Raw genomic sequence first — 22,808 nt, 5'->3', positions numbered from 1 at the left:
TTTCCTTCCCTCGTTCACAGTGCTCCGACGTTGGTCGCCTGCGCTGTTCGTGAATGATCTTCCGCGCCTCAGTCCAGCGCGATTTCGGCCTCACCGACCAGTACGGTCGTTTCGTTATCCAACGTCACCGTGAGAGAGAGCAGAGCAAGCCGTTCACCGTCTCGCTCTTCAATCTCCCGCACCACGCCTCGGCAGATCGGTGCTGCATGGATGGGTATGATCGCGGTGAAACGCACCACGAAGCGACGCAACTGCTCCTGGGGCACGAGGTCTGTGAGAAGTCGACCGAGGTATGCCATGGAGAGCATCCCCTGAGCGAAGACGTCGTCCAGCCCCGCGGAGCGGGCGACATCAGTGTCGATATGAATCGGGTTGTGGTCGCCAGAGGCACCCGCAAACAGGGCCAGCGTCGTCCGAGAAATCGGCTTCACAGCAAGGGGACCGATCTCTTTTCCGATCGACCAATCTGTGGCCCTCATAGGGCCTCCTCGACCGTGTGCTGCGACGGAATGATCACGGTGGTCGTCGCCTCCGCCACCGTCTCTCCTTCGCCGTCGCGATACGTGATGACGCGTTCCAGGAAGATGAGCGCCCCGCCTCGCTTGTCGTACGTCTTGCGCAACTGCGGATGCGCGGTGATGGTCTCTCCCGCATGAACAAGCCTGTGATAGCTGAAATCCTGACCGCCGTGCAGCACTGTCCGCAGATCGATCTCCAGCTCGGCGTACCACGCGAACGGATCCTCTGTTTCAAAGTCCACACCGAACAGGAACGTCGGCGGTACGGGAAGGTCCGGATGCCCCGCCTGTTGAGCAGCCTCGACGTCGGTATAGATGGGGTCGGTCTGTCCGGTCGCTTTCGCGAAGAAACGAAGCCGACTGCGAGTGATCTGCAATGAGATCGGCTCCCACGTCCGCCCGACGGCATATTCGTATGGACCGCTCACCGGCGCGCGCCTACGTGTTCATACATAGTCACAACGCACGCACCACCGAGGCCGAGGTTGTGCTGCAGAGCAACCTTCGCACCGTCCACCTGACGTGCGGCCGCCTGACCGCGCAGCTGCCAGACAAGTTCGGTGCACTGGGCAAGGCCGGTCGCTCCCAGAGGATGCCCTTTGGAGAGCAACCCCCCTGAGGGGTTCGTGACGACGCGTCCACCATAGGTGTTGTCGCCGTCCATGATGAACTTCTCTGCTGTCCCCTCCGGGGTGAGCCCCAACGCTTCGTAGGTCAGGAGCTCATTCGTCGTGAAGCAGTCATGCAGCTCGACAACGGGGATGTCGAGAGGGTCGACCCCGCTGTCTTCATACACCCGGCGCGCGGCCGCCTGGGTCATGTTGTACCCGACGACCTTGCGCATGTCTCCTGACTCGTACGTCGAGGGATCATCAGTCGTCATGGCCTGCGCACGAATCACGATCGATGCATCGATGCCATGCTTCTCGGCGAATGCCCGGCTCATGACAATGGCGGCGGCGGCTCCACACGTGGGTGGACAGCACTGCAGCCGTGTGAGCGGCCCCCAGATCTGCGGGGAGTTGAGCACGTCGTCCAACGAGACAGGATCGCGGAAAACCGAGTAGGGGTTGTTCGCTGCATGAGTGCGCGCCTTCACTGAAATCCGCGCGAAGACGGAGGGATCCATGTCGTACTCATCGATGTACGCTTGTCCCCCTCCCCCGAAGAGCTGGGCAGCGATAGGAGCCTCGGGCGTGAGACCCTGAATCGAATCCATCGCGTCGCTGAAACTCCCCAGCGGCGAGGTCCGGTCGTCCCAGTGCGTCCCCAGCGCTCCCGGTCGCATCTGTTCGAAACCCACGGCGAGGGCGCATTCGACCGCGCCAGAGGCAACTGCCTGCCGTGCCAAGTACAGCGCAGACGAGCCTGTCGAGCAGTTGTTGTTGACATTGACGATGGGGATGCCTGTCATCCCCACGCCGTACAGCGCAACCTGCCCGGCCGTTGAATCACCGTAGACATAGCCTGCGTAGGCCTGTTGCACCGACGAGTAGTCGATGCCCGCATCCGTGAGGGCGTTGCGCACGGCCTTCGCCCCCATGATCTCGTAGGACTCGCTTCGCCCCGGCTTCGTGAAGGGAATCATTCCCACGCCGCCCACCACAACGTCAATCACTTCGAGGACCTCCTTCGATCGATGCGCAAAACCTACATACATACTTACTTGAAATTAACTTAATGTCAACGCACGGCGCCGATCCAGGCGAAGGAAAGTCTGCAGAACGAGGAGTTTCGCGCGTCTTTCCGCAGGCATTACACATGAAAGGGCGCTTCGATAGCCGAACTCGAATGCATCGAATGAGTCGAAGCGTCACAGCTCGCCTGATACGAGTTTGTGACGATTTACTTAATGCGTATTCACGATTCCGCGTCGTTGAAGGTCACGTGAGATCCGATGCAAGCTCACGGGCTACGCGCGCGAGTCCGCCTAACGATCAGTCGAGTAATGATCAAGCATCACAGCAGCCACCAGGCGTGCGAGGTTCTCACGGAACCCCCGGCGTTGTGTGAGAAACCTCGTCCGCTGCAGATCCTCCACGATGGTGAACGCCATCAGAACCCGAAAGTGCGCTTCAGGCTTGGTGAACTCGGGCCGCGCGGTTCGCAGCATCTCAATCCACTCGGAGAGGTATTCGGACTGCTCGCGGATCATGTAAGCCCTGATCGCATCATCATCCAGCGTGACGTTCAGTCGCACTTGGGTCCACAGCTTGTCGAGGTTCACATGCTCTCGAGCAACGTTCCACACGCGCTCCTCAGCGGTTTGCGAGGCAGTAACTGCGCGATTCATCGCAATCCAGGAGGCATGCACACCTCGCATGAACGCCTCCAGGAAGAGGGCCTTTTTGTCGGCGAAATGGCCATAGAGATTTGGTCCGGTTACACCCGCCGTGGTCCCGATCTCAATGATCGAGGACGCGCGGAACCCGTTCTCACCGAAGTGCTGGACAGCCGCCAACAGCAGACGCTCGCGTGTGGAATGAACGGCGGGAATGTTCTCTTCGCCTGAACTGTCTCGTTCGCCGAACGGCAGCAACTCGACGTCCCCGATGGCTCCGAGAGCACCGAGTACCATCTCTCGCGCGTGCTCATTGCTCAGGCCAGAGCGCACGACCTGTGGCCGCACGAGCGTTGATTGCACGGCCCATGCAATCATCTGCGATTGAATCGGCGACAGATCCGATCTCTGGTGCAGCAACATCTCCGAAAAACACTTTGTCCAATTCAGCAGCCGAGCACGAAAAACTTCCTGCGACTCGGCAGGAAGATAACGGGCCTCGCTCCGCCAGAGTTCCGCGATGTACTTGCCCTCGAGGTCGCGCCGGACAGCGTCGTCGAAGAACTCATCGATGCTCCCGCTCGTCGACGGCACAATCAGAAGCTGGAAGCCGTCTTCGAAGACGGCTTCCAACAGGGCGGCCTTGTTCGAATAGTGACGATAAAGCGCCCCGGCCGTGATGTCGACCTGCTCGGCAATCGTCGCCATCGAGACGTTGGGGTAGCCGAATTCGACGAAGAGTCCCCGCGCAGCATCGAGGATGTCTTGTTTGCGGCCACGCGGCCGACGTTTCGGCGGCCCTGCGCTCTGACTCATTCGCGTCATTTTAGTCGGCATAGCGCGCTTTCGAGCGGTCACGGCATTCCCCCTTGCGCCAGATCTGGAAGCCAGGTGGCCAGCTCAGGGAACGCGATGAGCGCAATGACGAACAGCAGCACGATCGGCAAGAAGTACAGCACAGCCACGAAGACGTCGATCAGCGTGATCTTCTGGCCGAGATTCACCTTGGGGTCCTGGGCAAGACCGTGCAGCACGAACGAGAGCACTCCGAGCGGCGGCGTCAGCTGCCCGATCTCGGCAAGCAGCACGACGAAGACCCCTAACCACAGCGGATTTACGTCGAGCTCAGCAAGGACAGGCAACAGAATCGGAACTGTCAGCAGCATCATCGAGAACGTGTCGAAGAACATGCCCATAAAGAGGTAGAGCACAACCAGAATGACGAGGAACGCAACGCGTGAGAGTCCGAGACCGGTGATGCTGTCCGTCATCAACTGCGCGAGACCTGTCACCGCAAGAAGGCGGGTGAGCATCTCCGCACCGATGAGGATGAAGAAGATCACACCCGTCGCCGAGACGGTGGAGACCGCCGCCCTCGCTACAGCGGCCCATGGCTTGTTGCCGCGACGCAACCACAGCGTCAGCAACAGGGTGGCGAAAGCGGCGGCAGCACCCGCATCCGTGGCGGTGAACAGCCCCGAGAACATTCCGCCGAACAGCACGAAGACGATGACAGGCAGGCCCCAGATGTCACGCAGCGCGAGCAGCCGCTCGCGCATGGTCGACGCCTGAGGGCGCGGTTGGCTCTTGTCGCGCCCCACCCACGCGGGCTTCATCAAACTCAGGCACAGCAAGAAGAGTGCAAACGTGACACCGAGCAGGATCCCCGGCAGAGTGCCGGCCAGAAGCTGCGGCCCTACGGGAACCTCGGCGATACCGGCGTAAACCACAAGGAGAACGCTCGGGGGGATGAGCATCCCGGGAAGTCCGGCCACGATGACGACGCCGAGGGCAATCCTCCGGTGATAGCCGGCCCTCAGCATCTCCGGGATACCGGCCCGGCCCAGCGTGTACGTCATTCCCAGCGTGGAACCACTCACTGACGAAAGCCCGATGCCCGCCGCGGTCGTACCGATTCCAGCGCCGCCGGGGAGCCAGCCGAACCATTTATCCGTGAATTGATAGATCTTCGTCGTAATCCCGGATTCGCCGAGGGCCATCCCCATGAAGATGAACATCGGCACGACGGCCATTGCCCACTTCGACACCGCGCTGTACGGGGCGCTGCTGAGGAGGTTCACCGTAGCCGGGATACCCGAGACTGCGTATACCCCGATCAGACTGGGAACAGCGAGCGCCACGGCAACCGGAATCTTGAAGAACAGCATCACGAGCATGAGAGCGATGACGGCAACACCAGCGAGAGGCTTCGTCGGGCTCGCGAACAGTGCGGCCAGCGATCCCGCAGTGAGGATGAGGAACACCACCCAGGCGATCGTTCCCTTGGGTCCGCGTTTGCCCGGTGCCCCGAAGAGCGCAACCGCGAAAGTTGAGGTCTTGACCGTGTGCTCCGCATCCGGAGCGAGCTGCGTAGGAGTGGTCGACGCCATCACCGTCCTGCTTTCGACTGATCGATGTCCTCTGCGAAACCGTGTACGGGGAACTCGGACGCATTCTCTTCGGCGTTTTGCGAGGAGGTGACGATGCTCTCGTCATCTGCATCGCTCAACACGCTGACGCCTCTCAGCAGCTCGATGATGTCCATGACGCACAGCACAGCCAGGGTCGCGAACACAATCGGCACGAAGATGGTCACTGGCCAGATAGGGAGATAAGAGACGCCTGCTGTGACGCCGAGGGTCATATCCTCCAACGCTTTGACAAGTCCGAACCAGGCGAACCCGACGCTGAGCGACGCCACCAGAAGCGATGACAGAATCGCGAACTGAGTACGAGTCTGGCGTGGCAGTCTCGACACGAAGAGCGAGACTTCGATGTGGTCACGCCGAAGCTGGGCCGCGAGCAACCCGAGAAGCGCCACCAGAGGTAGCTCCCAGTATCCGACGATCTCGTTCGTCGAGGGCAACGGCTCCCGAAGCAATTGGCGCATCACGGCATTGGCCGTGATGTGAACCATCATGACACCGGTGATCACCACCGCGGTTGCGCTGAGCATCCGAAGAAGGACGGCACGAATCTTGGTCATTTCCACTCCCTGGCAAGGACCGAGGCCCGTTATCGCGAGCTGAGAACGTCTAGAAGCTTGCGGGCGAAGGCCTCGGCCGTCGCTTCCGCTGGCATATCCTGGATCGCCGCGATAGTCGCTTCCGTGGTATCGAGATCTTCCGCTGAGATTCCCGTCACGTCGGCGTAGAGCTCCATCGCGTCATCCACCGTCTTCAGGTAGCCATCGACGATGGCCTGCGGGTCTTCTACCGACGCGGGGGCGAGCTCGGCAAGAGTCGCATACTGATCCTCGCGATATTGCGCCAGCTCGGCGATCATGTCGTTCGGAACGATGACTTCAACGCCGTCTCCCGACACGTAAGCGCCACCCTCGGCAAATGCGGCGTGGCTCTGATTGATCTGCTCGGCCACAAATGCCTCCGCATACACGGCTGCGCCTTCGGTGCGGATCCACTCCTGCACATCCTCCGGAAGCGACTCGAGCTGTGCGGTGTTCATGAACACCGGAATGACGGCGGGCGAAAGCGGCACCATCATGACGTATGGAGCGACATCCAACGCCCCGATGTCTGCGGCTCCGGCAATGGGCATCGCGGCGCAGTCAACGGTCCCGCGCTGAAGCCCCTCGAACAGCTCTCCCCATTCGATGGTTGCCGGGGTCATCCCCAGCGCTTCGATCTCACCTACCTGCGTGCGCGTGCCTGCCCGGACGATGGCGCCCTTCGCATCGGCCAAGTTGTTGATCGGTCGGTTGCAGAACAGGTAGTAGTAGTCGTTCGTCGTCGCAGTGAGCATCGTCACGCCCTCTTTGGCGAACTCCTCCTCAAGCTGCGGCAATTTCAGCGCCTCGGTGTGCGCGATCAATGACGCCAGCGCCGGTGAAAGCGGTGCGGCCCCGGGGGTGGCCAGCAGCGGATCGAGCCATTCGGCCAGTGGCATCTTCTCCGGCCAGTACGCGGGCGGCACCGTCGAAAGCGATGCGCGTCCGTCTGCGAGTGCGTCAAGAATCTCCGGACCTGTACCCGCGAGAGCACCGGACCAGTACCACTCGACGGCGACTTCGCCGTCGTAATATTCCTCGAGAGCATCGATGAAGGCGTGACTTGCCGCTCCGACCTGGGTAGTTTCTCCCACGTGGTGGGCGACCGTCAGATCGATCAACGGACGCTCGTCATCGCCGCCGCCGGCTGTCCCCGCTGTTCCCGCGCAACTCGTCAGGAGCAACAGCGCCATCGCTGCGCTCGTTCCGCCCAAGATGTGTGAAATCCGCATGCTCTTCTCTTTCCTTCGGCCGGCCAGGGCACTGTTGATGTGCTGCCCGGAACGAGTGTATCGTCATCGAGACCCTCGTAAATTGAGTTTCACTAATGCCCGCAAACTGTCTTGGAAGTAGCCGCATAGGATACGCGCATTAGTAAATTGATTTTGACTTATATTCATTTGTGGTTTGAGCGGACTATCCGCTGGCGTACTTCTGCCGGAGATCTCGTTTGAGTACCTTTCCGACCGCACTACGGGGAAGCGAGTCATAGATGACCGACTTCGGCGTCTGAACGGGGCCGAGCTGCTGATGACACAGGGCCATGATCTCTTCAGTAGCCTCTTCTGCACCCGGCTTGAGCTCGATGACAGCCGTCACTGCCTCACCCCAGTGGCTGTGCGGAAGACCGATCACTGCACAGTCCTCCACCGAAGGGTGCGTCCAGATCACCTTCTCGACATTGCTCGGGAAGACATTGAACCCACCCGTGATGATCATGTCGCGAGCGCGATCCGTGATGTAGACGAAACCGTCGGCATCGATATGACCGATGTCGCCCGTGCGCATATAACCGTCATTCGCTTCGAGCTTCGCCGTCTCCTCCGGTGCACCGATATAACCGATGAAGCGCAGCTGAGTCTTCACCGCGATTTCACCGGTCTCGCCAGTCGGAAGCGGATCACCGTTGTCATCGACGACCCGCACCGAAGCGACCGACGACGGCCGCCCCACAGACGAAAGCCGGTGCGCGAGGCTCGGATCGTTCAGGGCCTTCACATGCTCGGCCGGGCTGAACCATGTGCATACCGTCGGCGCTTCCGCCTGCCCGTAGAGCTGGGCCATCACCGGCCCGAACACCTCGAGCGCCTCCTCGAGCTTGGACGGCGACATCGGCGCGGCTGTGTAGATGAAATACCTCAACGAGGAGTAGTCGTAATCACCGATCTGAGGGTGTGCCAGCATGGCATAAATAGCCGTCGGGGGCATGAATATCTGGGTCACCGAATACTTCTCGATTGCTGCGAGAATCTCCCCCGGGCGAGCGCCGTCCAAGACGATGGTCTCGCCGCCTTGGAGGAACACCGGATAGGTGAGCACCCCGGCAGCATGCGTGAGGGGCGCAGAAACGAGATGAATCGGTGCGGCGTCCAGTAGATGCGCCTGGAGCGCGAGGGTCTGCAGAACGAGGGCGCGCTGCGGCACGCAGATGGCCTTCGGCACCCCGGTCGTTCCCCCGGATCCGACGATCCACGAAGGATCCTCACTATTGTCGGGCAGCCGTGGGGGCACCGCGCCTCGGTGACGAGTGACGAGGTCTTCCAGCGAGGTGAGGCCATCGACCTCCCCTATCGAGAAGCGCACAGCAAGATTCTGGTTGTGTTCCACGAGCTCCTGGGCAGCAACGCTCATCTCGGCACCGAACAGAAGGCCAGTAGCACTGGTCGCCCTTGTCAGCCCGAACCAATCGCTCAGCTTCGCTTTCGCGTTGAGCGGCACATACGCCGCTCCCGTCTTCAGAACAGCGAGTTGAGCAATGAACGCCTCAGGCTTATTGGGGCTGAGCACGGCAACCGCTGAACCGAGCCCGATTCCCGCCGCAATCAAGCCAACGGCGATCGCGTCCGATTCGACTCGAACACGCTCATAGCTCCACAGCTCGTCGCGCCCCGGCACCCGAAACGCCACGCGATCCGCCCATCGAATGCACGCGTCATCCAGCAACTCTGCTGCTCTCACGGCTTCACCTCGTTCTATTCAAGAAATCAATCGCGGCGCAAAACGGTGCCACTGCCCAGTCCGCCCCCACCGCACATGACCTGAAGTCCTACTTGCAAAGACTCCCGCCTCATGGAGTACGCAAGATGAACCAGATGCCGGATTCCCGTCGCGCCGTACGGATGACCGAGGCTGATCCCCGCTCCGTCAACGTTGACCTTGTCCACGCCATACGGGTAGCGGTTCAGCCACATGAGCACCGGTACGGCGAACGCCTCATGAATCTCAACGCGGTCGACGTCGTCGAGCGTCAATCCGGCACGCTTCAAAATGGAATCGGTCACTTCCAGCGGGCCTTCGAACATGAAATTGGGATCACTCCCGACCAGTGCCGTGTCCGTAATCCACGCAAGAGGTTCCAAGCCGTATCTGTCGCAAGCGTCCTCCGATGCCAGCACGAGACTCGCCGCACCATCTGAAAACTGCGACGCGTTTGCTGCGGTGACGATTCCGTCTGGCGAGTACGCGGGCGACAACTGCGCCGAACGCTCGACGCTGGAATCGCGCCGGATGCCTTGGTCCTGTGAAAGCAGCACGGCTTCGTCTCGTTCAACGAAGGTTATTTCGTCATCGAAGCGTCCTTCGTCCCACGCCGCAGCGGCTCGCAGATGAGATCTCACACCATACTCGTCGGCAGCTTCGCGAGTCACGCCGTACTTGATCGCCGCGGCTTCTACAGCGGTCTGCAAAGACGGCATATCCCACTGCGCCAAGAGCGAATCCGGATACGGAAAATTCACGCCCTGCCCCTGAGTGGCGCCGAGAGGCACACGGCTGAGCGATTCCACCCCGCCTGCGAGCACGATATCTGCTTGGCCGCTCGCAATCACAGAGAATCCCAGGTTGGCCGCTTCCTGCCCCGAGCAGCATTGCGCGTCGAGAGTGAAGGCGGGAGTTCGCTCGGTGAACCCTGCGTTCAGCCACGCATTCCGCCCGATGTTCATGGATTGGTTGTTGACCTGCTGCACACAGCCGACGAAAATCTGCTCGATGAGCGCAGGGTCGCGCCCGGTCTTCTCGACGGCAGCGCGCATTGTCACGCTGAGCAACTCGACGGGGTGCACATCTTTGTACGCGCCCCCGGCCTTGCCAATGGGAGTCCGGGCTCCGGCGACAATCGCAACACGCCTCATGTGAATCTCCTTTGGTCCGTCGGGCGATCACAATGACTCAACGCTAAGTAAATTTGGAATCATCATATTGTGAATCACTTATCGCCCGAGAGTACAGTCATGTCGATTACGCTGTCAACAGAGGATGCAGATGAAACGTTGACTCTTTTATCCAAATAGAGCATCTATGGCCTGCGGTGCAGGCAAGGTCACGGAGGCCTTGGCGCGGATCTATCCCGTTCATGACCCAACGAAGTGCAAACGGTGATTAACCATTAATCGCTTATCTAGCCAACGGGCGCGCCTCAGAATCATGTGGCCCCCGGCGTTCGCCGCCCACTGGCTCTAAGGTGACTCTGATTGGACACGATCAGATGCGGATCTCTCGTGTCTCAGCGCATTGACTACGCGGACCTTGCGTCCGTGGACTACCGCCGAAGCATTTCCGTTGGGAGTTTGGTGGCGTTGGATTGGATTGCCTCCGAAGGAATCGTGGCGCTCGCCAACCGCATGGCCCGCAAATCGGTATGAACCTGACCGACGGACGAGCTTACCCCGTGACAGTCCGCGATGAGACCGAGCTAGAGATGGTCCAGGAAGGAGTCCCCGTACGACATTCTGCGGGCTACCTAGGAGACGCGCGCTCCTGACATCCTGCTCTCAAAACGGGTTGGCGAACAGACCCAACCGCAAACGCGCGTTACCGCTGGCCTAGTAAAGGCAAGAAGCCCCGCGATCCCAGTGTTTACAAGGGATCGCGGGGCTTTAATTCTGGCGGTGACGGTGGGATTTGAACCCACGGTAGGGGTTACCTACACAACATTTCGAGTGTTGCACCTTCGGCCGCTCGGACACGTCACCGCGGAAGAGTTTACGCGACGCGGGGCCATCGCGCGAATCGATGCATCCGCGCCCGCGCACAGGCCACCGCTGATTAGGATGGCCATACGGATGGACGGAGACGCCGGTCCGGAAAGGTGCACCATGAGCTTCATCACGTCACAGGCGCTGGAGGAGACCGGATACGTCGTCCTCGACGATTACGAGCAGGCAGCTGATCCGACCGAATGGTTGAATCTGGAGTACGTCGGTTGGCGCTCATCCGGAATCACCCGTTTCGCGCCTCTCGCGAGCTACGCCGGCGACATCGAGTGCAATGGATTCTGGAACCACACCCCGCCGCGCACCGACAGAGACGGCGTGTGGGTGGCGAGCCAGGTCGAGAAGGCGCCGAACCTCGCCCGCCGCGCGCAAGAGCCAGGCGCGAACGTCGGCCGTTGCCGCGTCATCGAGCTGCAGCCCAACACCTACGCGGACGCGATCTACAACCTGCACCAGGACGACAACAACCGCCTCAACGAAGAAGGCTCCGGCTGGGTCGTACGCGGCTGGTTCAACCTCACCGATGACCGCGATTCGCTGTTGATTCTGCGCGAGGATCGCTTCGATCCCGCCACGGAGATCCGCCTCGCCCTCCCGGCAGGCTCGCGCATCATCGTCGATACGCAGCGCTTCTGGCACGCCGTGTGGCACCAGGGACCCGAACCGCGCTACTCGCTGATCACGTCGTGGACCTCGGGCCCCGAACTCGACTCGTACATCGCCGCGAACAATGGCGACCAGCATCCGCCCAGCGTCGAACTCGACGCTCAGCTCGTCGAAGACGCCCAGGTCGAGATGCACCGCCGCATCGAAGAGCGCCGCCGCATCTTCGAGGCGCAGGGCATCGTCATGGAACCGCCGGCCGAGCTCTACAACTGACGCTCGACACCTTCCCTTCAGCGCTCGACGAGGTCGGCGAGGTTCTGCAACGACGAGGTCAGCCCCTCGATGTGATCGGATGCGGTGATCCCCGCGGGCACGTCCTCAGCGCGGAAGATCACCTCAGATCCCGCACCGCTGGGCCGCACTTCCCACGTCATGCGCATGACTCCCGCGTACCGCGGGTCGTCTGATTCGAACTCGATCTCCTGCACCAGGCGCACTCCCGGTGTCACCTCGACGAAGCGGCCCTCGACGATATCTTCGTTCGCACTGCTCTTGCCCGGCGCATCCGCCGCGTCGTCATAGGTGAGAACCAGCCGGTACGTACCCTCGTCCGTCGCGTCGAAATGCTCGACCGTCGCAGTCATTCCCCTCGGCGGCAGCCACTTCGCGACGCTGTCGGCCGTGCTCAGCGCGGAGAAGACACGTTCGGGTGAGGCGTTGATGAGACGGGCGGCTTCGTCGATTCGGCTCATGTGCCCACGCTACGTCGTCGACCGCATCGGATGCGTGAGCTCACACCGTGCGCCCGCCGTCGATCCGCACGACGCGATCGACGGTTCCGGCGGGCGGCGAGACGTGCGAGATGAGCACCACCGACTGCTCCCCCGCCGCTGACATCATGTCGCGCAACAGCGCATCGGATGCCTCGGGATCGACGCCCGCGGTCGGCTCATCCAGCACGAGCACCGGGAATCCGCGCAGGATCGCCCGCGCCAGCGCAATGCGCTGCGCCTGACCACCCGACACCAGTGCACCGCGGTCGCCGACCCGTGCGTCGAGCCCGCCGCGTTCGCGCACCCAGTCGCCGAGTCCGACGCGCTCGAGCACCGCGAACAGTTCGTCATCGGTGGCGGTGTCTCGTGCGAAAAGGAGGTTCTGACGGATGTCCTCATCGAAAAGCTGCGGATGCTGCTCGCACAGCCCGATCACCTCACGAAGCGCCGGGCCGCTGAGCGACGCGGCATCCGCCCCGCCCAGGGTGAACTCGCTTCCAGCGCGCGACACGTCGGCACGCAGAAAGCCGACCAGCACCGAAGCGAGCGAACTCTTACCGGCCCCGCTCGGCCCCGACACCAGCACCCGTTCGCCGGCGGCGAGGTCGAGATCGACGCCGCGCAACGCCGGCGTTCCTCCCGGCCACGCTGCGTGCACGTTCCGGAGGTGAAGAGCAGCGGATGCCGGGGGCTCTGCGATTCCGGCATCCGATCGCAGCTCGTCCGGCAGCTCGCCGGGAAGCGCGTCGACGATGCGCCGCGCGCTCGCGCGCACGCTGCGCCACGACGCCGCCGCGATCGGCACAGCGCCGAACACTTCGAACACGACCATCGGCACGAGCACGACAACCGCCAGCCACGGGCCATCGATCACTCCCGTCGCCAGGCCCGGCGACGCCACGGTGAGCGTCGCCACTGAGGCGACACCAGCCAGCGTCGAGACGACTCCCGCGGCGACGGCCTGAGCAACGGATGCCCGGGTGAGCGTGCGGCGCAGCACCCGGTCGGCGCGTTCGATTCGCTCACGCGCCGGCGCCTCGGCGCCGTAGGCGAGCAGCACATCCAGACTGCCGAAATAGTCGACAAGGGATGCCGAAACGTCAGCCCGCGCAAGGGAAACGCGCTCTTCGGCGCGCGAGCCGAACACCCAGCCGAGACCGACCGACACGATGGCCGTGACGATCAGACACCCGGCCAGAGCGAGCGCCGCCGGAGGCGAGACGAACGCGATGAATCCGACAGCGCCGAGCGCGACGACAGCCGAGACCGCCAGTGGCTGCACAACTCGAAGCGGCAGGTTCTGCAGATTCTCGACGTCATCGATGAGAGCAGAGAGCACTTGGCCACGGTCGGTCCTGCCGAGGCCGGCCGGAGAGAGCGGAATGAGTCTGCGCACCATGTCCGACCGGGTACGCGCGAGCTGGCGCAGCGCCGCGTCGTGCCCCGACAGTCGCTCGAGATAGCGGAAAACCGCGCGCGAGACCGCGAAGAACCGCACGCCGACCACGGCGACAGACAGCGGCACGAGCGAGTCGACGATCGACGCGCTCACGATCAGCCAGCCGCTGACCGCGAGCAGCGCCACGGCTGCGCCCGCCGAAAGCACGCCCCAGATCAGCCCGGGCAGGAAGCGTGCGGTCGGCGGCTGGGCGAGCCGGAGAATTTCGCGGATGCGGGGGCTGGCGGACCCTTCGATCCCCACGCCCCTCTCCAACCAGCGCTCCGCGCTGCCCGGAGCCTCGGGGGCGCGTGGGCCCGGCTCAAGGAGCGGGGCGCGGCGCTCAGGGAACGACCCGGGCTGGCTCATGCGGGCACCCCGTCTTGCGGCCGAGCCATGAGCGTCACGACCTGGTCGGCGATCGTGCGCGCCGTGCGGCGGTGCGACACGAGCAGGATCGTGGCTCCGGCATCCGCTCGCTCACGCAGCGAATGCCACAGGCGAGCCTCGGTGTCCGCATCCAACGCGCTCGACGGTTCGTCGAGCATCAGCACCCGCGTGGGGTCTGCCGCGTGCCGATAAAGCGCGCGAGCGACCGCCACCCGCTGCGCTTGTCCGCCCGAGAGTCCGCTGCCCTGCACGCCGAGTTCCTGGTCGGGGTCAAGGTCGCCCGCGCAGGCCGAGTCGAGGGCGCGACGGACGCCGTCAGCATCCGGCGTTGAATCACCGAGAGCCACGTTCGCAGCAATTGTGCCCTGCATGAGGCCGGGGGTCTGCCCGGCCCAGGCGAGCCAGTCGGACGGCGCGAGTGTGCGCGCATCGTTACCGCCGACCTCGGTTTCACCCTCGAAATCGACCGCACCCCTCAGGGCTGCCAGCAAGCTCGACTTGCCCGCGCCGCTGGGCCCCTCGATCAAGGTGATCGAGCCATGCGTCGCGGCGAACGACACCGGCGGCAGGTCGCGCACGCGCAGATCGTTGACGATCAGGCCCGTGCGTACCTCCGGGCCCCGCAGGTCAGCTCCCGTCCGCGCCGTGCGCAACTCGGCAAAATCCGGCGACTCTGGGCCGGAATCTGCCGGATCGGCCGCACCGCGCCCGTTCTTTGCTGAATTGTGCACCGGGGCCGGCCGCGCCGCACCCGCATCGAGCACCTCGAACACGTCTTCCGTCGCCGCGACCCCCTCCGACGCCGCGTGAAACTGCACGCCCACCTGCCGGATCGGCAGGAATGCCTCCGGCGCGAGCAGCAGCACGAAGAGTCCGACCTCGAGCGACATGTCGCCCGCCAGCAGCCGGAACCCCACTGTGACCGCGATGAGCGCCACCGCCAGCGAGGCGAGCAGCTCCATCGCGAACCCCGACAGGAACGAGAAGCGCAGCACCTTCATCGTCTCGCGCCGGTACTGCTCGGCCGTCACCTCGATCTGGGCAGCCGCACGTCGATCACGGCCGAACAGCCGCAGCGTCGACAGCCCCTGCACGGTATCGGCGAACCGCGCGGCCAGCCGCTGAAGCGCCTGCCACTGCTTGCGCTGCACTGTGCGAGTCGCGATGCCGATCAAGATGAGAAACAGCGGAATCAGCGGCAGCGTGATCGTCGCGATCAGACCACTCGGCCAATCACGCCACCACATCACGGTGACCAGAACCGGCGTTGCGATCACCGTCAGCACGAGCTGCGGCAGATAGCGCGCGAAGTATGCGTCGAGTGATTCGAGTCCGTGCCCGGCGGTGACGGCGAGTGAGGCCTGGTTGCGTCCGGCAAGCCACCCGGGTCCGAGCTTGCTGACTGCGTCGATCAATGCGCGGCGCAGTTGCGCTCCGGTGCGGGCCGCTGCGGTCGTGCCTGCGGCGTCGGATGCCGCAATCAACAGCCCGCGCGCCACCGCGAGCGCGAGCAACCAGACGAGGGATGCCGCAACAGATCGCCCCGCGAGGGCACCGGTCACGGCATCCGTCAGAAACCAGGCGAAGGCGATGACCACTGCCGTCTGGAGCACACCGATCACCGTCGAGAGCGCGAAGAACCCCCGCGCGGCGCGCGCGTACCGCAAGAGTCTAGGGTCGACGGGTTTCATGCGCGCTCCGGCCGTCGGGCCCGCCCCGTTCTGCGGACCCTGTCCCGATTCGCCGACGTTTCTGCAGAATTCGTCAGCAGATCGGGACGCGCTCGGCAGATCGGGGCGCCCACGACGGCGGCGGCTGGTCATGCGTGAGCCGGTGCCCCTTCGATCGACGCACGGGTGACGCGCTTGCGGAAGACCCAGTACGTCCATCCCTGGTACAGCAGCACGAGCGGCATGGCGACCAGGGCCGTCCAGGTCATGATCTGCAGCGTGTATTCAGTGCTCGAGGCGTTCGCGATCGTCAGGCTGTAGGCCGCATCGATCGTCGAGGGCAGCACGTTCGGGAACAGCGCGGTGAACAGCGTGACAACGGCGAACAGTGTGGTCGCGGCGCCGAAACCGAACGACCATCCCTCGCGTCCGCGTAGGTTCGTCACGATCATCAGCACCAGTGACACGGCGGCGAGCGCGGCCAGCGCCAGCACAGCGACCGAGAAGTGCGCCGTCACCGTCCAGGCCAGGAACGCGGCGGCGACCACAAGCGTCGCGAGTCCGGCCCGAACGGCCAGCCGCCGCGCATCCGAACGCAACTGCTCGTCGGTCTTGAGGGCGACGAAGGTGACGCCGTGGGTGAAGAACAGCAGCAGGGTGACCGCTCCGCCCAACAGCGCATAGGGGTTGAGCAAGTCGAGCACGCTGCCGACGAAGATGTGGCGCTCGTCCAGCGCGACGCCCTGCACGATGTTCGCGAATGCGACACCCCAGAGGAAGGCGGGCACGGCCGAGCCGATCACGATCATGCGGTCGAACCGCGCCTTCCAGCGAGGGTCGTCGCGCTGGTGCCGATATTCGAACGAGACGCCGCGCAGGATGAGTGCGAGCAGGATGATCAGCAGCGGCAGGTAGAACCCGCTGAACAGCGAGGCGTACCACTCGGGAAACGACGCGAACAGGCACGCACCCGCGACGATCAGCCAGGTCTCGTTGAGGTCCCAGATGGGGCCGATGGTGTTGATGACCTGGCGGCGCGAGACGTCGTCTTTGCCCAGAAAGGGCAGGGACATGCCAACGCCGAAGTCGAAGCCGTCGAGCACGAAGTACCCGACGAAGAAGAAGGCGATGAGGCAGAACCAGAGCGTGGCGAGATCCATGATGCTCCTCTCAGTACACAGCCGACGGCAGCTGAGCCGTCTCTTCGTGGGGTTGCTCGGTAGTGTCGGGACCCTTCTGCGCGGCACGGACGATCAGCCGGATCTCGACGACGGCGAGGGCGGCGTAGATCACTGTGAAGGCGATGAGCGAGATGAGCACTTCGACTGCGCCCACTCCCGGTGAGACACCGTCGCGGGTGCTCATGAGTCCGAAGACGAGCCACGGTTGGCGGCCCATCTCGGTGAAGACCCAGCCGACGATGTTCGCCGCGAGCGCGAGCGGGAACGACCAGATCGCGATCTTCCACATCCACTTCGCAACCGGGCGCTTCGCCCCGCGGCGGGTCACCCAGAGCCCGACGAGCGCGATGAACGCGTGCAGCATGCCGAGACCGATCATCCAGCGGAACGCCCAGTAGGTGATCCACAGCACCGGGGCGAAGTCGGTGATGCCGCTGTCGGCGAACTGCACGGCGTACTCGGCATTGAGATCGTTGACGCCGTGCACGCAGGCGTCGAGGGTGTGCGTCGACAGCAGCGACAACAGGTAGGGAACGCGGATGGAGAACAGCTCAGAGGTCCCGTCGGGGGTGCCGAGGGTGAACAGGCTGAACGAGGCATCCGCCCCGCAGACGGTGTCGAAGGTCGCCTCGGCGGCGGCCATCTTCATCGGCTGCGCGGCATACATCGCGAGCCCGAGCTGGTCACCGCTGAGGGCGACGCCGGCGGTGGAGACGAGCATCCCCCACAGTCCGAACTTCAGCGAGACGCGCATCGTGTGGGTGTGCTGGCCCCGGTAGAGGTGCCAGGCCGAAACCGAGATGATGACACCGGCGGCGAACATGAACGCACCGAAGATGGTGTGCGGGAAAGCGGCGAGCGCGACCGGGTTGGTCAGCAGCGCCCAGATGTCGACGAGCTCGGCGCGGTTGGTGACGGGGTTGTACTCGTAACCGACCGGATTCTGCATGAACGCGTTCGCGGCGATGATGAAATAGGCCGACAGGATGCTGCCGACCGAGACGCACCAGATGGTGGCCAGGTGCAGCTTCTGGGGCAGCTTGTCCCAGCCGAAGATCCACAGGCCGATGAACGTCGCTTCGAAGAAGAAGGCGAGCAGACCTTCGAAGGCCAGCGGTGCGCCGAACACGTCGCCGACGAAGCGCGAGTAGTCAGACCAGTTCATGCCGAACTGAAACTCCTGCACGATGCCGGTCACGACGCCCATGGCGAAGTTGATCAGGAAGATCTTGCCGAAGAACCGGGTCAGGTGCAGGTACTGGATCTTCCCGCTGCGCACCCAGGCGGTCTGGAAGATCGCCGCTGCCAATGCCATGCCGATCGTCAGCGGGACGAACAGGTAGTGGTAGATCGTGGTGAGACCGAATTGCCAGCGGGCCAAGGCCAGCGGGTCAAGCCATTCCATCAGAGGACTCCTTCTCTCGAAGGTGCACGAACTGCACCCGTGAGTGGGCCGGTTTCGGCCCCCAGACGAGACGTCTTTGGCGCTGTCTCCAGTATCGCCCGTGGGCGCGGGCGATACGTACCAAATCGACCCGGTGGCGATAGAGATGTCGGATGCTGCGGATAGCCTGGCTGTATGGCAACCCGTCGTCCGGCTCCTCCCGCTTTCGCCTGCACCGAATGCGGGTGGACGACGTCGAAGTGGGTGGGCCGCTGCGGCGAGTGTCAGCAGTGGGGCACGGTGCAAGAGCAGGCGGCGAAGACCGGCATCTTGCGGCAGATGACACCTCTCGCCCCGCCAGCTGATCGTGCTGCGAGGCCGATCACACAGATCACGACGGCCGAGGCTCCGCGCCGCAGCAGCGGTGTCACCGAGTTCGACCGGGTGCTGGGCGGCGGCATCGTGCCGGGGGCAGCGATTCTGCTCAGCGGCGAGCCGGGCGTCGGCAAATCGACGCTGCTGCTCGAGGTCGCGGCGCGGGCCGCTCGAGGCGGGCGCCGCGTTCTGTATGCGAGCGCCGAAGAATCGCAGGCGCAGGTGCGGCTGCGCGCTGAGCGCACGAACGCCTTGCATGACGAGCTGTATCTGGCAAGCGAGACGGACCTGGCGACGATTCTCGGCCACATCGACGAGGTGAAGCCGCAGCTGGTCATCGTCGATTCGGTGCAGACCGTGGCATCCTCTCTGTCTGACGGGGCGGCCGGGCAGCCGAGCCAGGTGCGCGAGGTCGCCGCGACTCTCATCCGCGTGGCGAAAGAGCGTGAGCTGCCGATGATCATCGTCGGGCACGTCACGAAAGACGGCCAGGTGGCGGGGCCGCGCATTCTCGAGCACCTGGTCGATGTGGTCTGTCATTTCGAGGGCGACCGGCAGACGGCGCTGCGATTCATCCGTACGCTGAAGAACCGGTTCGGACCGACCGACGAGGTGGGCTGCTTCGAGATGACCGGCGACGGCATTGCCGAGGTTCCCGACCCGTCAGGGCTCTTCCTCGGTCACGGTTCGACCGAGCCGGGCACATGCGTGGCCATCGCGATGGAGGGGCGTCGTGCGCTGCCTGTCGAAGTGCAGGCGCTCACGGTCGAATCGCCCGCTCCGAATCCACGCCGGGTCGTGTCGGGTCTCGACTCCGCGCGTGTCGCGATGGTGCTGGCGATTCTCGAGAAGCGCGGGCGCATCGCGACCGGCAAGCTCGACGTGTACGTCTCGACCGTCGGCGGAGTGCGCTTCACCGAGCCGGCTGCCGACCTGGCGATCGCGATCGCCGTGGCGGGCTCGATCAGGCAGTTCTCGGTTCCACGCACGGTCGCGGCAGTCGGAGAGTTGAGTCTGGCCGGCGAGGTGCGCGCGGTGACGCAGGCGAAGCAGCGGCGGTCAGAGGCGGCGCGGCTGGGCTACGAGCAGGTCGTCGACGAGCGATCGAAGACGCTGGATGCCGCGCTGAAAGACGTGCGGGCGCGCAGTACCTCCCGGCGTCGCGAAGACGACATCCCGCCGTTCTGAGCAGCCGTATCTCAGCTGTGTCAGCGCATGTAGTCCGGGCGGATCGTCGCATCCACGATGTACGGACGCGCTGCGCTGGTCAGCAGTGGCACAAGCGCCAGCATCCCGACCAGAAGAATGATGCTGCCGGCCCCCATCTCAGTTCGCACGGTGCCCAGCGCCGACAGACTGAAAAGCAACACGATGGCCGCACCGATCACGCCGAGAGCCACCAGCACCCGACCGATCATGAGCCATCGCTCGGTGAGGGTTCGCCGGGCAGCCGGCAGCAGGAACGCGAACAGGATCAGTATCGACACCAGCGTGAGCCCGATGAATCCGATCATGAACGCGACGGCCAGGAGGCCGGGACCCTCGTCGGCGTCGGTGGGCAGGTTGAAGAGGTAGTTCAGCACGGACCAGCTTGTCTCGTTGTCTTCGCCGACGTGCTCCGTGAGAAAGGGGGTCAACAGCCCCACGATGATCAGGACGCTCACAGCAAGACAGTAAACGCTCAAGATGAGCCGCTCGAGGGCGGCGATGCGCCACTTCAGGTTTCGAGCGTCGGTGTTCTCCGCGCTCATGTTTTCTCCCCGTTCAGGCGTCGAGCGCTTTGAGCAACTCGTCCGGCGGAGCCTGCATGGGGTGCGGGCCCGCGATGTCCAGAAAAACCGTGGTGATGGTATCGCGATGCGTGGTCAGAAACGAGCGCAGCCAGGCCGCGGAATAGATACCGACGCCCGGGGGCAGGTTGGCCGGCTTGTTCTTCGCGTCGCTGAACAGCAGAAGGGCCACATCGCCGGATGCCGGATCGCGGTAGGTCCAGACTTCACCGCTGTCGAGCGGGTTGTCGCGAGAGCCCGGACTGATGAGCGGAACAACCGTCGTGCCGTGGCGCAGCGCGAGGGCGACCGCCGCCATGTCCTGCTTCTCGAGCGCCTGCGCAAGAGCCTCAGAACGGAACTCCTCCGGCGCCGGCTTCTTGCGCTTTGACTTCTTCGATGCCATTGGCACAGCCTAACAATTGGGGCCCTCTCGAGTTCTCCATTGGGGACTGAAGTACTCGAAAGGGCCCTCGAACTCTCGAACGGTGATTGTCGATGCGCTGGGGACGCTGAATTCGACGCCACTGGGGATGGCTTCCACCGAGAATCTCGAGAGTTGCTTAATGGTATCCCAAAGGCCCGCGTGTGTCAGCCTCTTGAGCCGCGGTTTTTGCGCTCAGTACAGCAGGATCTGCCGCGTGACGGGCCCATCGAAACCGCCGATCGACACGGCGACGTGATACGAGGCGCCACCGCCGGGCGCTCGGGGACGATTGTCTTGGTCGCAGGTGTCGACGCTCGAGCGGGTGCGATCCCAGACCACGGGCGCCGCACTCAGCACGGTCTGGCCGGCCGCGAGAGTCACGACCATGCTGCTCGGGTTCTCTTGGCAATCGGTCGAACGCCACCAGATGTCGGATCCGCTCGACACCGTGAAGGTCTGCGTGGCCGAGCCGACATCGAGCGTGCAATCCGCCGGTCCCTTGTTGGTCAGTGAGATCGACAGTTCAGGAAGCTCACCGGCCGCGTAGGTGTCAGCATTCGTCACCGCCTCGATGGTGAGATCACGCGCCTCGCAGGGCGCGGGTTTCCCCGACTCCGCTTCCTCTGTCGGCTCCGGTGAGGGACTGTCGCTTTCCGACGGCTCGGGTGACGGCGTGTCGGATGCGGTCGGCGCTGGCGTGGACGGGGCCTTGGCCGCGGCATCCGCCCAGGGCTGGGCGATGACCAGCCAGATTCCCACCGCGATGGCTGCGACCAGCACGATCAACCCGCCGAAGACGACGATGCGACGACGACGATATTTCGCGGCAGTGCGGCGACGCGCTGTCATCACAGGTTCTTCAGCATCCGTGTGTTGCCGAGTGTGTTGGGTTTGACGTGCGCGAGGTTGAGGAACTCGGCGACGCCCTCGTCCGGGCTGCGCAGCAGCTGCGAGTACACGTCGGGGTCGACGACCTGCTCGCCGATGGGCGCGAAGCCGCGCCGGGTGAAGAAATCCATCTCGAACGTGAGGCAGAACAGGCGCCGCAGGCCCAGCTCTCTGGCGCGCGCCTCAAGCGCATCGACGATCTGGCGCCCGACACCGCGGCGCAGCCAGTCGTCGCGCACAATGAGGGTGCGCACCTCGCCCAGGTCTTCCCACATCACGTGCAGCGCGCCGCATCCGATCAGCTGTCCGTCCCACTCGGCGACGACGAATTCCTGCACCGCGCCGTAGAGCACCGCGAGGTCCTTGCCGAGCAGGATGCGTCGCTCCACCAGCGGCTCCAGCAGGTGGTGGATGCCAAGGATGTCGGCGCTGCGCGCCGGGCGGACGGTGTACTCGCTCACAAGTCCAGCGTAATCGGCTTGCGAGGGCGCTCGCTGATAGCGACGTCGTGTTCGCCTGTGCCGAATTTCAGATGCTTCGCGGCCCTCACGGCGTGTCGGGCGCTCGACACGCCGACACGCCTCACGTCCGTCTGAGATTCGGCACGCGAACGACGAAAGGGCGGATGCCGAAGCATCCGCCCTTTCGTGACAACCGCGTTACTCGCCTGAGGCAGCGGCCAAATCGGGGCTGGCAGAGATCGCGCCGCCGTTCGTGTTGACGCCGATGGCGACCTTCTCGCCGCGCTCGGTGATCTCGAAGACGAACTGTCCGTTCGCAGCATCGACCTTCACGTGATCGCCGGTGTTCAGCTCGCCGTGCAGGATCTTCTCACTCAGCTGGTCCTCGATCTCGCGCTGCATCGCACGGCGCAGCGGCCTGGCGCCGAGCGCCGGGTCGAAGCCGATCTCGATGAGTCGCTCCTTCGCCGCCTGAGACAGCTCGACGGTCATGTCGCGGTCGAGCAGCCGGTCGCTGAGGCGCTTGACGAACAGATCCACGATCTGCACGAGCTCGGTCTTCGACAGCTGCGGGAAGACGATGACATCGTCGACACGGTTGAGGAACTCGGGCTTGAAGTGGCGCTTGAGCTCTTCGTCGACCTTGCCC

General features: G+C 63.9%; 20 protein-coding genes, 1 tRNA gene and 1 pseudogene. 2 read left to right on the top strand and 20 right to left on the bottom strand.

The genetic code is table 11. The annotated features are described in order from the left end of the window. Positions 1–68: 68 nt before the first annotated feature. The 10 genes from Q1J95_RS01240 to Q1J95_RS01195 form a co-directional block, all read right to left on the bottom strand. Entirely contained in the window at positions 69–479 is a 411-nt protein-coding gene (locus Q1J95_RS01240; RefSeq protein WP_300265393.1) for a MaoC/PaaZ C-terminal domain-containing protein, read from the bottom strand. Beyond that, the gene (locus Q1J95_RS01235) at positions 476–946 is read right to left on the bottom strand and encodes a MaoC family dehydratase N-terminal domain-containing protein (RefSeq protein ID WP_300265390.1); all 471 of its coding nucleotides are present in this window, start codon (positions 944–946) and stop codon (positions 476–478) included. The genes Q1J95_RS01240 and Q1J95_RS01235 overlap by 4 nt, the downstream gene beginning before the upstream one ends. Beyond that, positions 943–2,136 carry a lipid-transfer protein gene (locus tag Q1J95_RS01230; RefSeq protein WP_300265387.1) on the bottom strand — a complete coding sequence of 398 codons (1,194 nt, stop codon included), beginning with the start codon at positions 2,134–2,136 and terminating at the stop codon, positions 943–945. Before Q1J95_RS01230 ends, Q1J95_RS01235 begins: the two co-directional genes overlap by 4 nt. 312 nt (positions 2,137–2,448) lie before the next feature. Continuing rightward, the gene (locus Q1J95_RS01225) at positions 2,449–3,657 is read right to left on the bottom strand and encodes a TetR/AcrR family transcriptional regulator (protein ID WP_300265383.1); all 1,209 of its coding nucleotides are present in this window, start codon (positions 3,655–3,657) and stop codon (positions 2,449–2,451) included. Further along, positions 3,654–5,189, bottom strand: a complete 1,536-nt coding sequence (locus Q1J95_RS01220; protein WP_300265380.1) for a TRAP transporter large permease — start codon at positions 5,187–5,189, stop codon at positions 3,654–3,656. The genes Q1J95_RS01225 and Q1J95_RS01220 overlap by 4 nt, the downstream gene beginning before the upstream one ends. Then, a complete protein-coding gene (locus Q1J95_RS01215) occupies positions 5,189–5,785 on the bottom strand; it encodes a TRAP transporter small permease (RefSeq protein ID WP_300265378.1) in 597 nt (198 codons plus the stop codon). Before Q1J95_RS01215 ends, Q1J95_RS01220 begins: the two co-directional genes overlap by 1 nt. A gap of 29 nt (positions 5,786–5,814) precedes the next feature. Beyond that, positions 5,815–7,038 (bottom strand): TRAP transporter substrate-binding protein DctP, encoded by a 1,224-nt coding sequence (dctP, locus tag Q1J95_RS01210; RefSeq protein WP_300265376.1) that lies wholly within the window; start codon positions 7,036–7,038, stop codon positions 5,815–5,817. Between the two features lie 184 nt (positions 7,039–7,222). After that, positions 7,223–8,764, bottom strand: a complete 1,542-nt coding sequence (locus tag Q1J95_RS01205; protein ID WP_300265373.1) for an AMP-binding protein — start codon at positions 8,762–8,764, stop codon at positions 7,223–7,225. 26 nt (positions 8,765–8,790) lie between these two features. Beyond that, positions 8,791–9,936, bottom strand: a complete 1,146-nt coding sequence (locus tag Q1J95_RS01200) for a thiolase family protein (protein WP_300265371.1) — start codon at positions 9,934–9,936, stop codon at positions 8,791–8,793. A gap of 751 nt (positions 9,937–10,687) precedes the next feature. Next, a tRNA-Ser gene (locus tag Q1J95_RS01195) sits at positions 10,688–10,776 on the bottom strand. A 123-nt stretch (positions 10,777–10,899) separates the two neighbouring features. On the opposite strand from Q1J95_RS01195, the gene Q1J95_RS01190 reads away from it, so the two are divergent. Continuing rightward, entirely contained in the window at positions 10,900–11,676 is a 777-nt protein-coding gene (locus tag Q1J95_RS01190; protein WP_300265367.1) for a hypothetical protein, read from the top strand. Positions 11,677–11,693: 17 nt separating this feature from the next. Here the strand turns inward: Q1J95_RS01190 and Q1J95_RS01185 are convergent, their stop codons facing one another. The 5 genes from Q1J95_RS01185 to Q1J95_RS01165 form a co-directional block, all read right to left on the bottom strand. Beyond that, positions 11,694–12,155 (bottom strand): SRPBCC domain-containing protein, encoded by a 462-nt coding sequence (locus tag Q1J95_RS01185; protein WP_300265364.1) that lies wholly within the window; start codon positions 12,153–12,155, stop codon positions 11,694–11,696. A 40-nt stretch (positions 12,156–12,195) separates the two neighbouring features. Further along, entirely contained in the window at positions 12,196–13,983 is a 1,788-nt protein-coding gene (cydC, locus tag Q1J95_RS01180; protein WP_300265361.1) for a thiol reductant ABC exporter subunit CydC, read from the bottom strand. Beyond that, entirely contained in the window at positions 13,980–15,695 is a 1,716-nt protein-coding gene (gene cydD / locus Q1J95_RS01175; RefSeq protein WP_300265358.1) for a thiol reductant ABC exporter subunit CydD, read from the bottom strand. Before cydD ends, cydC begins: the two co-directional genes overlap by 4 nt. A 128-nt stretch (positions 15,696–15,823) precedes the next feature. Further along, positions 15,824–16,834 carry a cytochrome d ubiquinol oxidase subunit II gene (gene cydB, locus Q1J95_RS01170; RefSeq protein WP_300265355.1) on the bottom strand — a complete coding sequence of 337 codons (1,011 nt, stop codon included), beginning with the start codon at positions 16,832–16,834 and terminating at the stop codon, positions 15,824–15,826. A 10-nt stretch (positions 16,835–16,844) separates the two neighbouring features. Next, complete coding sequence (locus tag Q1J95_RS01165; RefSeq protein ID WP_300265349.1) at positions 16,845–18,260, bottom strand: cytochrome ubiquinol oxidase subunit I; 1,416 nt, start codon at positions 18,258–18,260, stop codon at positions 16,845–16,847. Between the two features lie 174 nt (positions 18,261–18,434). Between Q1J95_RS01165 and radA the strand changes: the two genes are divergently transcribed. Continuing rightward, entirely contained in the window at positions 18,435–19,802 is a 1,368-nt protein-coding gene (radA, locus tag Q1J95_RS01160) for a DNA repair protein RadA (RefSeq protein ID WP_300265346.1), read from the top strand. 20 nt (positions 19,803–19,822) lie between these two features. On the opposite strand, the gene Q1J95_RS01155 is transcribed toward radA, so the two are convergent. The 5 genes and pseudogenes from Q1J95_RS01155 to Q1J95_RS01135 form a co-directional block, all read right to left on the bottom strand. Continuing rightward, positions 19,823–20,365, bottom strand: coding sequence for a hypothetical protein (locus Q1J95_RS01155; RefSeq protein WP_300265344.1), 543 nt, complete (start codon positions 20,363–20,365; stop codon positions 19,823–19,825). Positions 20,366–20,378: 13 nt separating this feature from the next. Further along, positions 20,379–20,789: a dehydrogenase gene (locus Q1J95_RS01150; protein WP_300265341.1), complete on the bottom strand. Its 411-nt coding sequence runs from the start codon at positions 20,787–20,789 to the stop codon at positions 20,379–20,381. A 213-nt stretch (positions 20,790–21,002) separates the two neighbouring features. Further along, a complete protein-coding gene (locus Q1J95_RS01145) occupies positions 21,003–21,659 on the bottom strand; it encodes a hypothetical protein (RefSeq protein ID WP_300265338.1) in 657 nt (218 codons plus the stop codon). Continuing rightward, a complete protein-coding gene (locus tag Q1J95_RS01140) occupies positions 21,659–22,159 on the bottom strand; it encodes an amino-acid N-acetyltransferase (RefSeq protein ID WP_300265335.1) in 501 nt (166 codons plus the stop codon). The genes Q1J95_RS01145 and Q1J95_RS01140 overlap by 1 nt, the downstream gene beginning before the upstream one ends. A 198-nt stretch (positions 22,160–22,357) precedes the next feature. Next, a pseudogene (locus Q1J95_RS01135) lies at positions 22,358–22,808 on the bottom strand (NDP-hexose 4-ketoreductase); the annotation flags it as partial.

Source organism: Microbacterium sp. (assembly GCF_029263575.1).
Lineage (GTDB): Bacteria > Actinomycetota > Actinomycetes > Actinomycetales > Microbacteriaceae > Microbacterium.
Note: the sequence above shows the minus strand (reverse complement) of the source record. Positions and strands in the feature narration are given on the sequence as shown.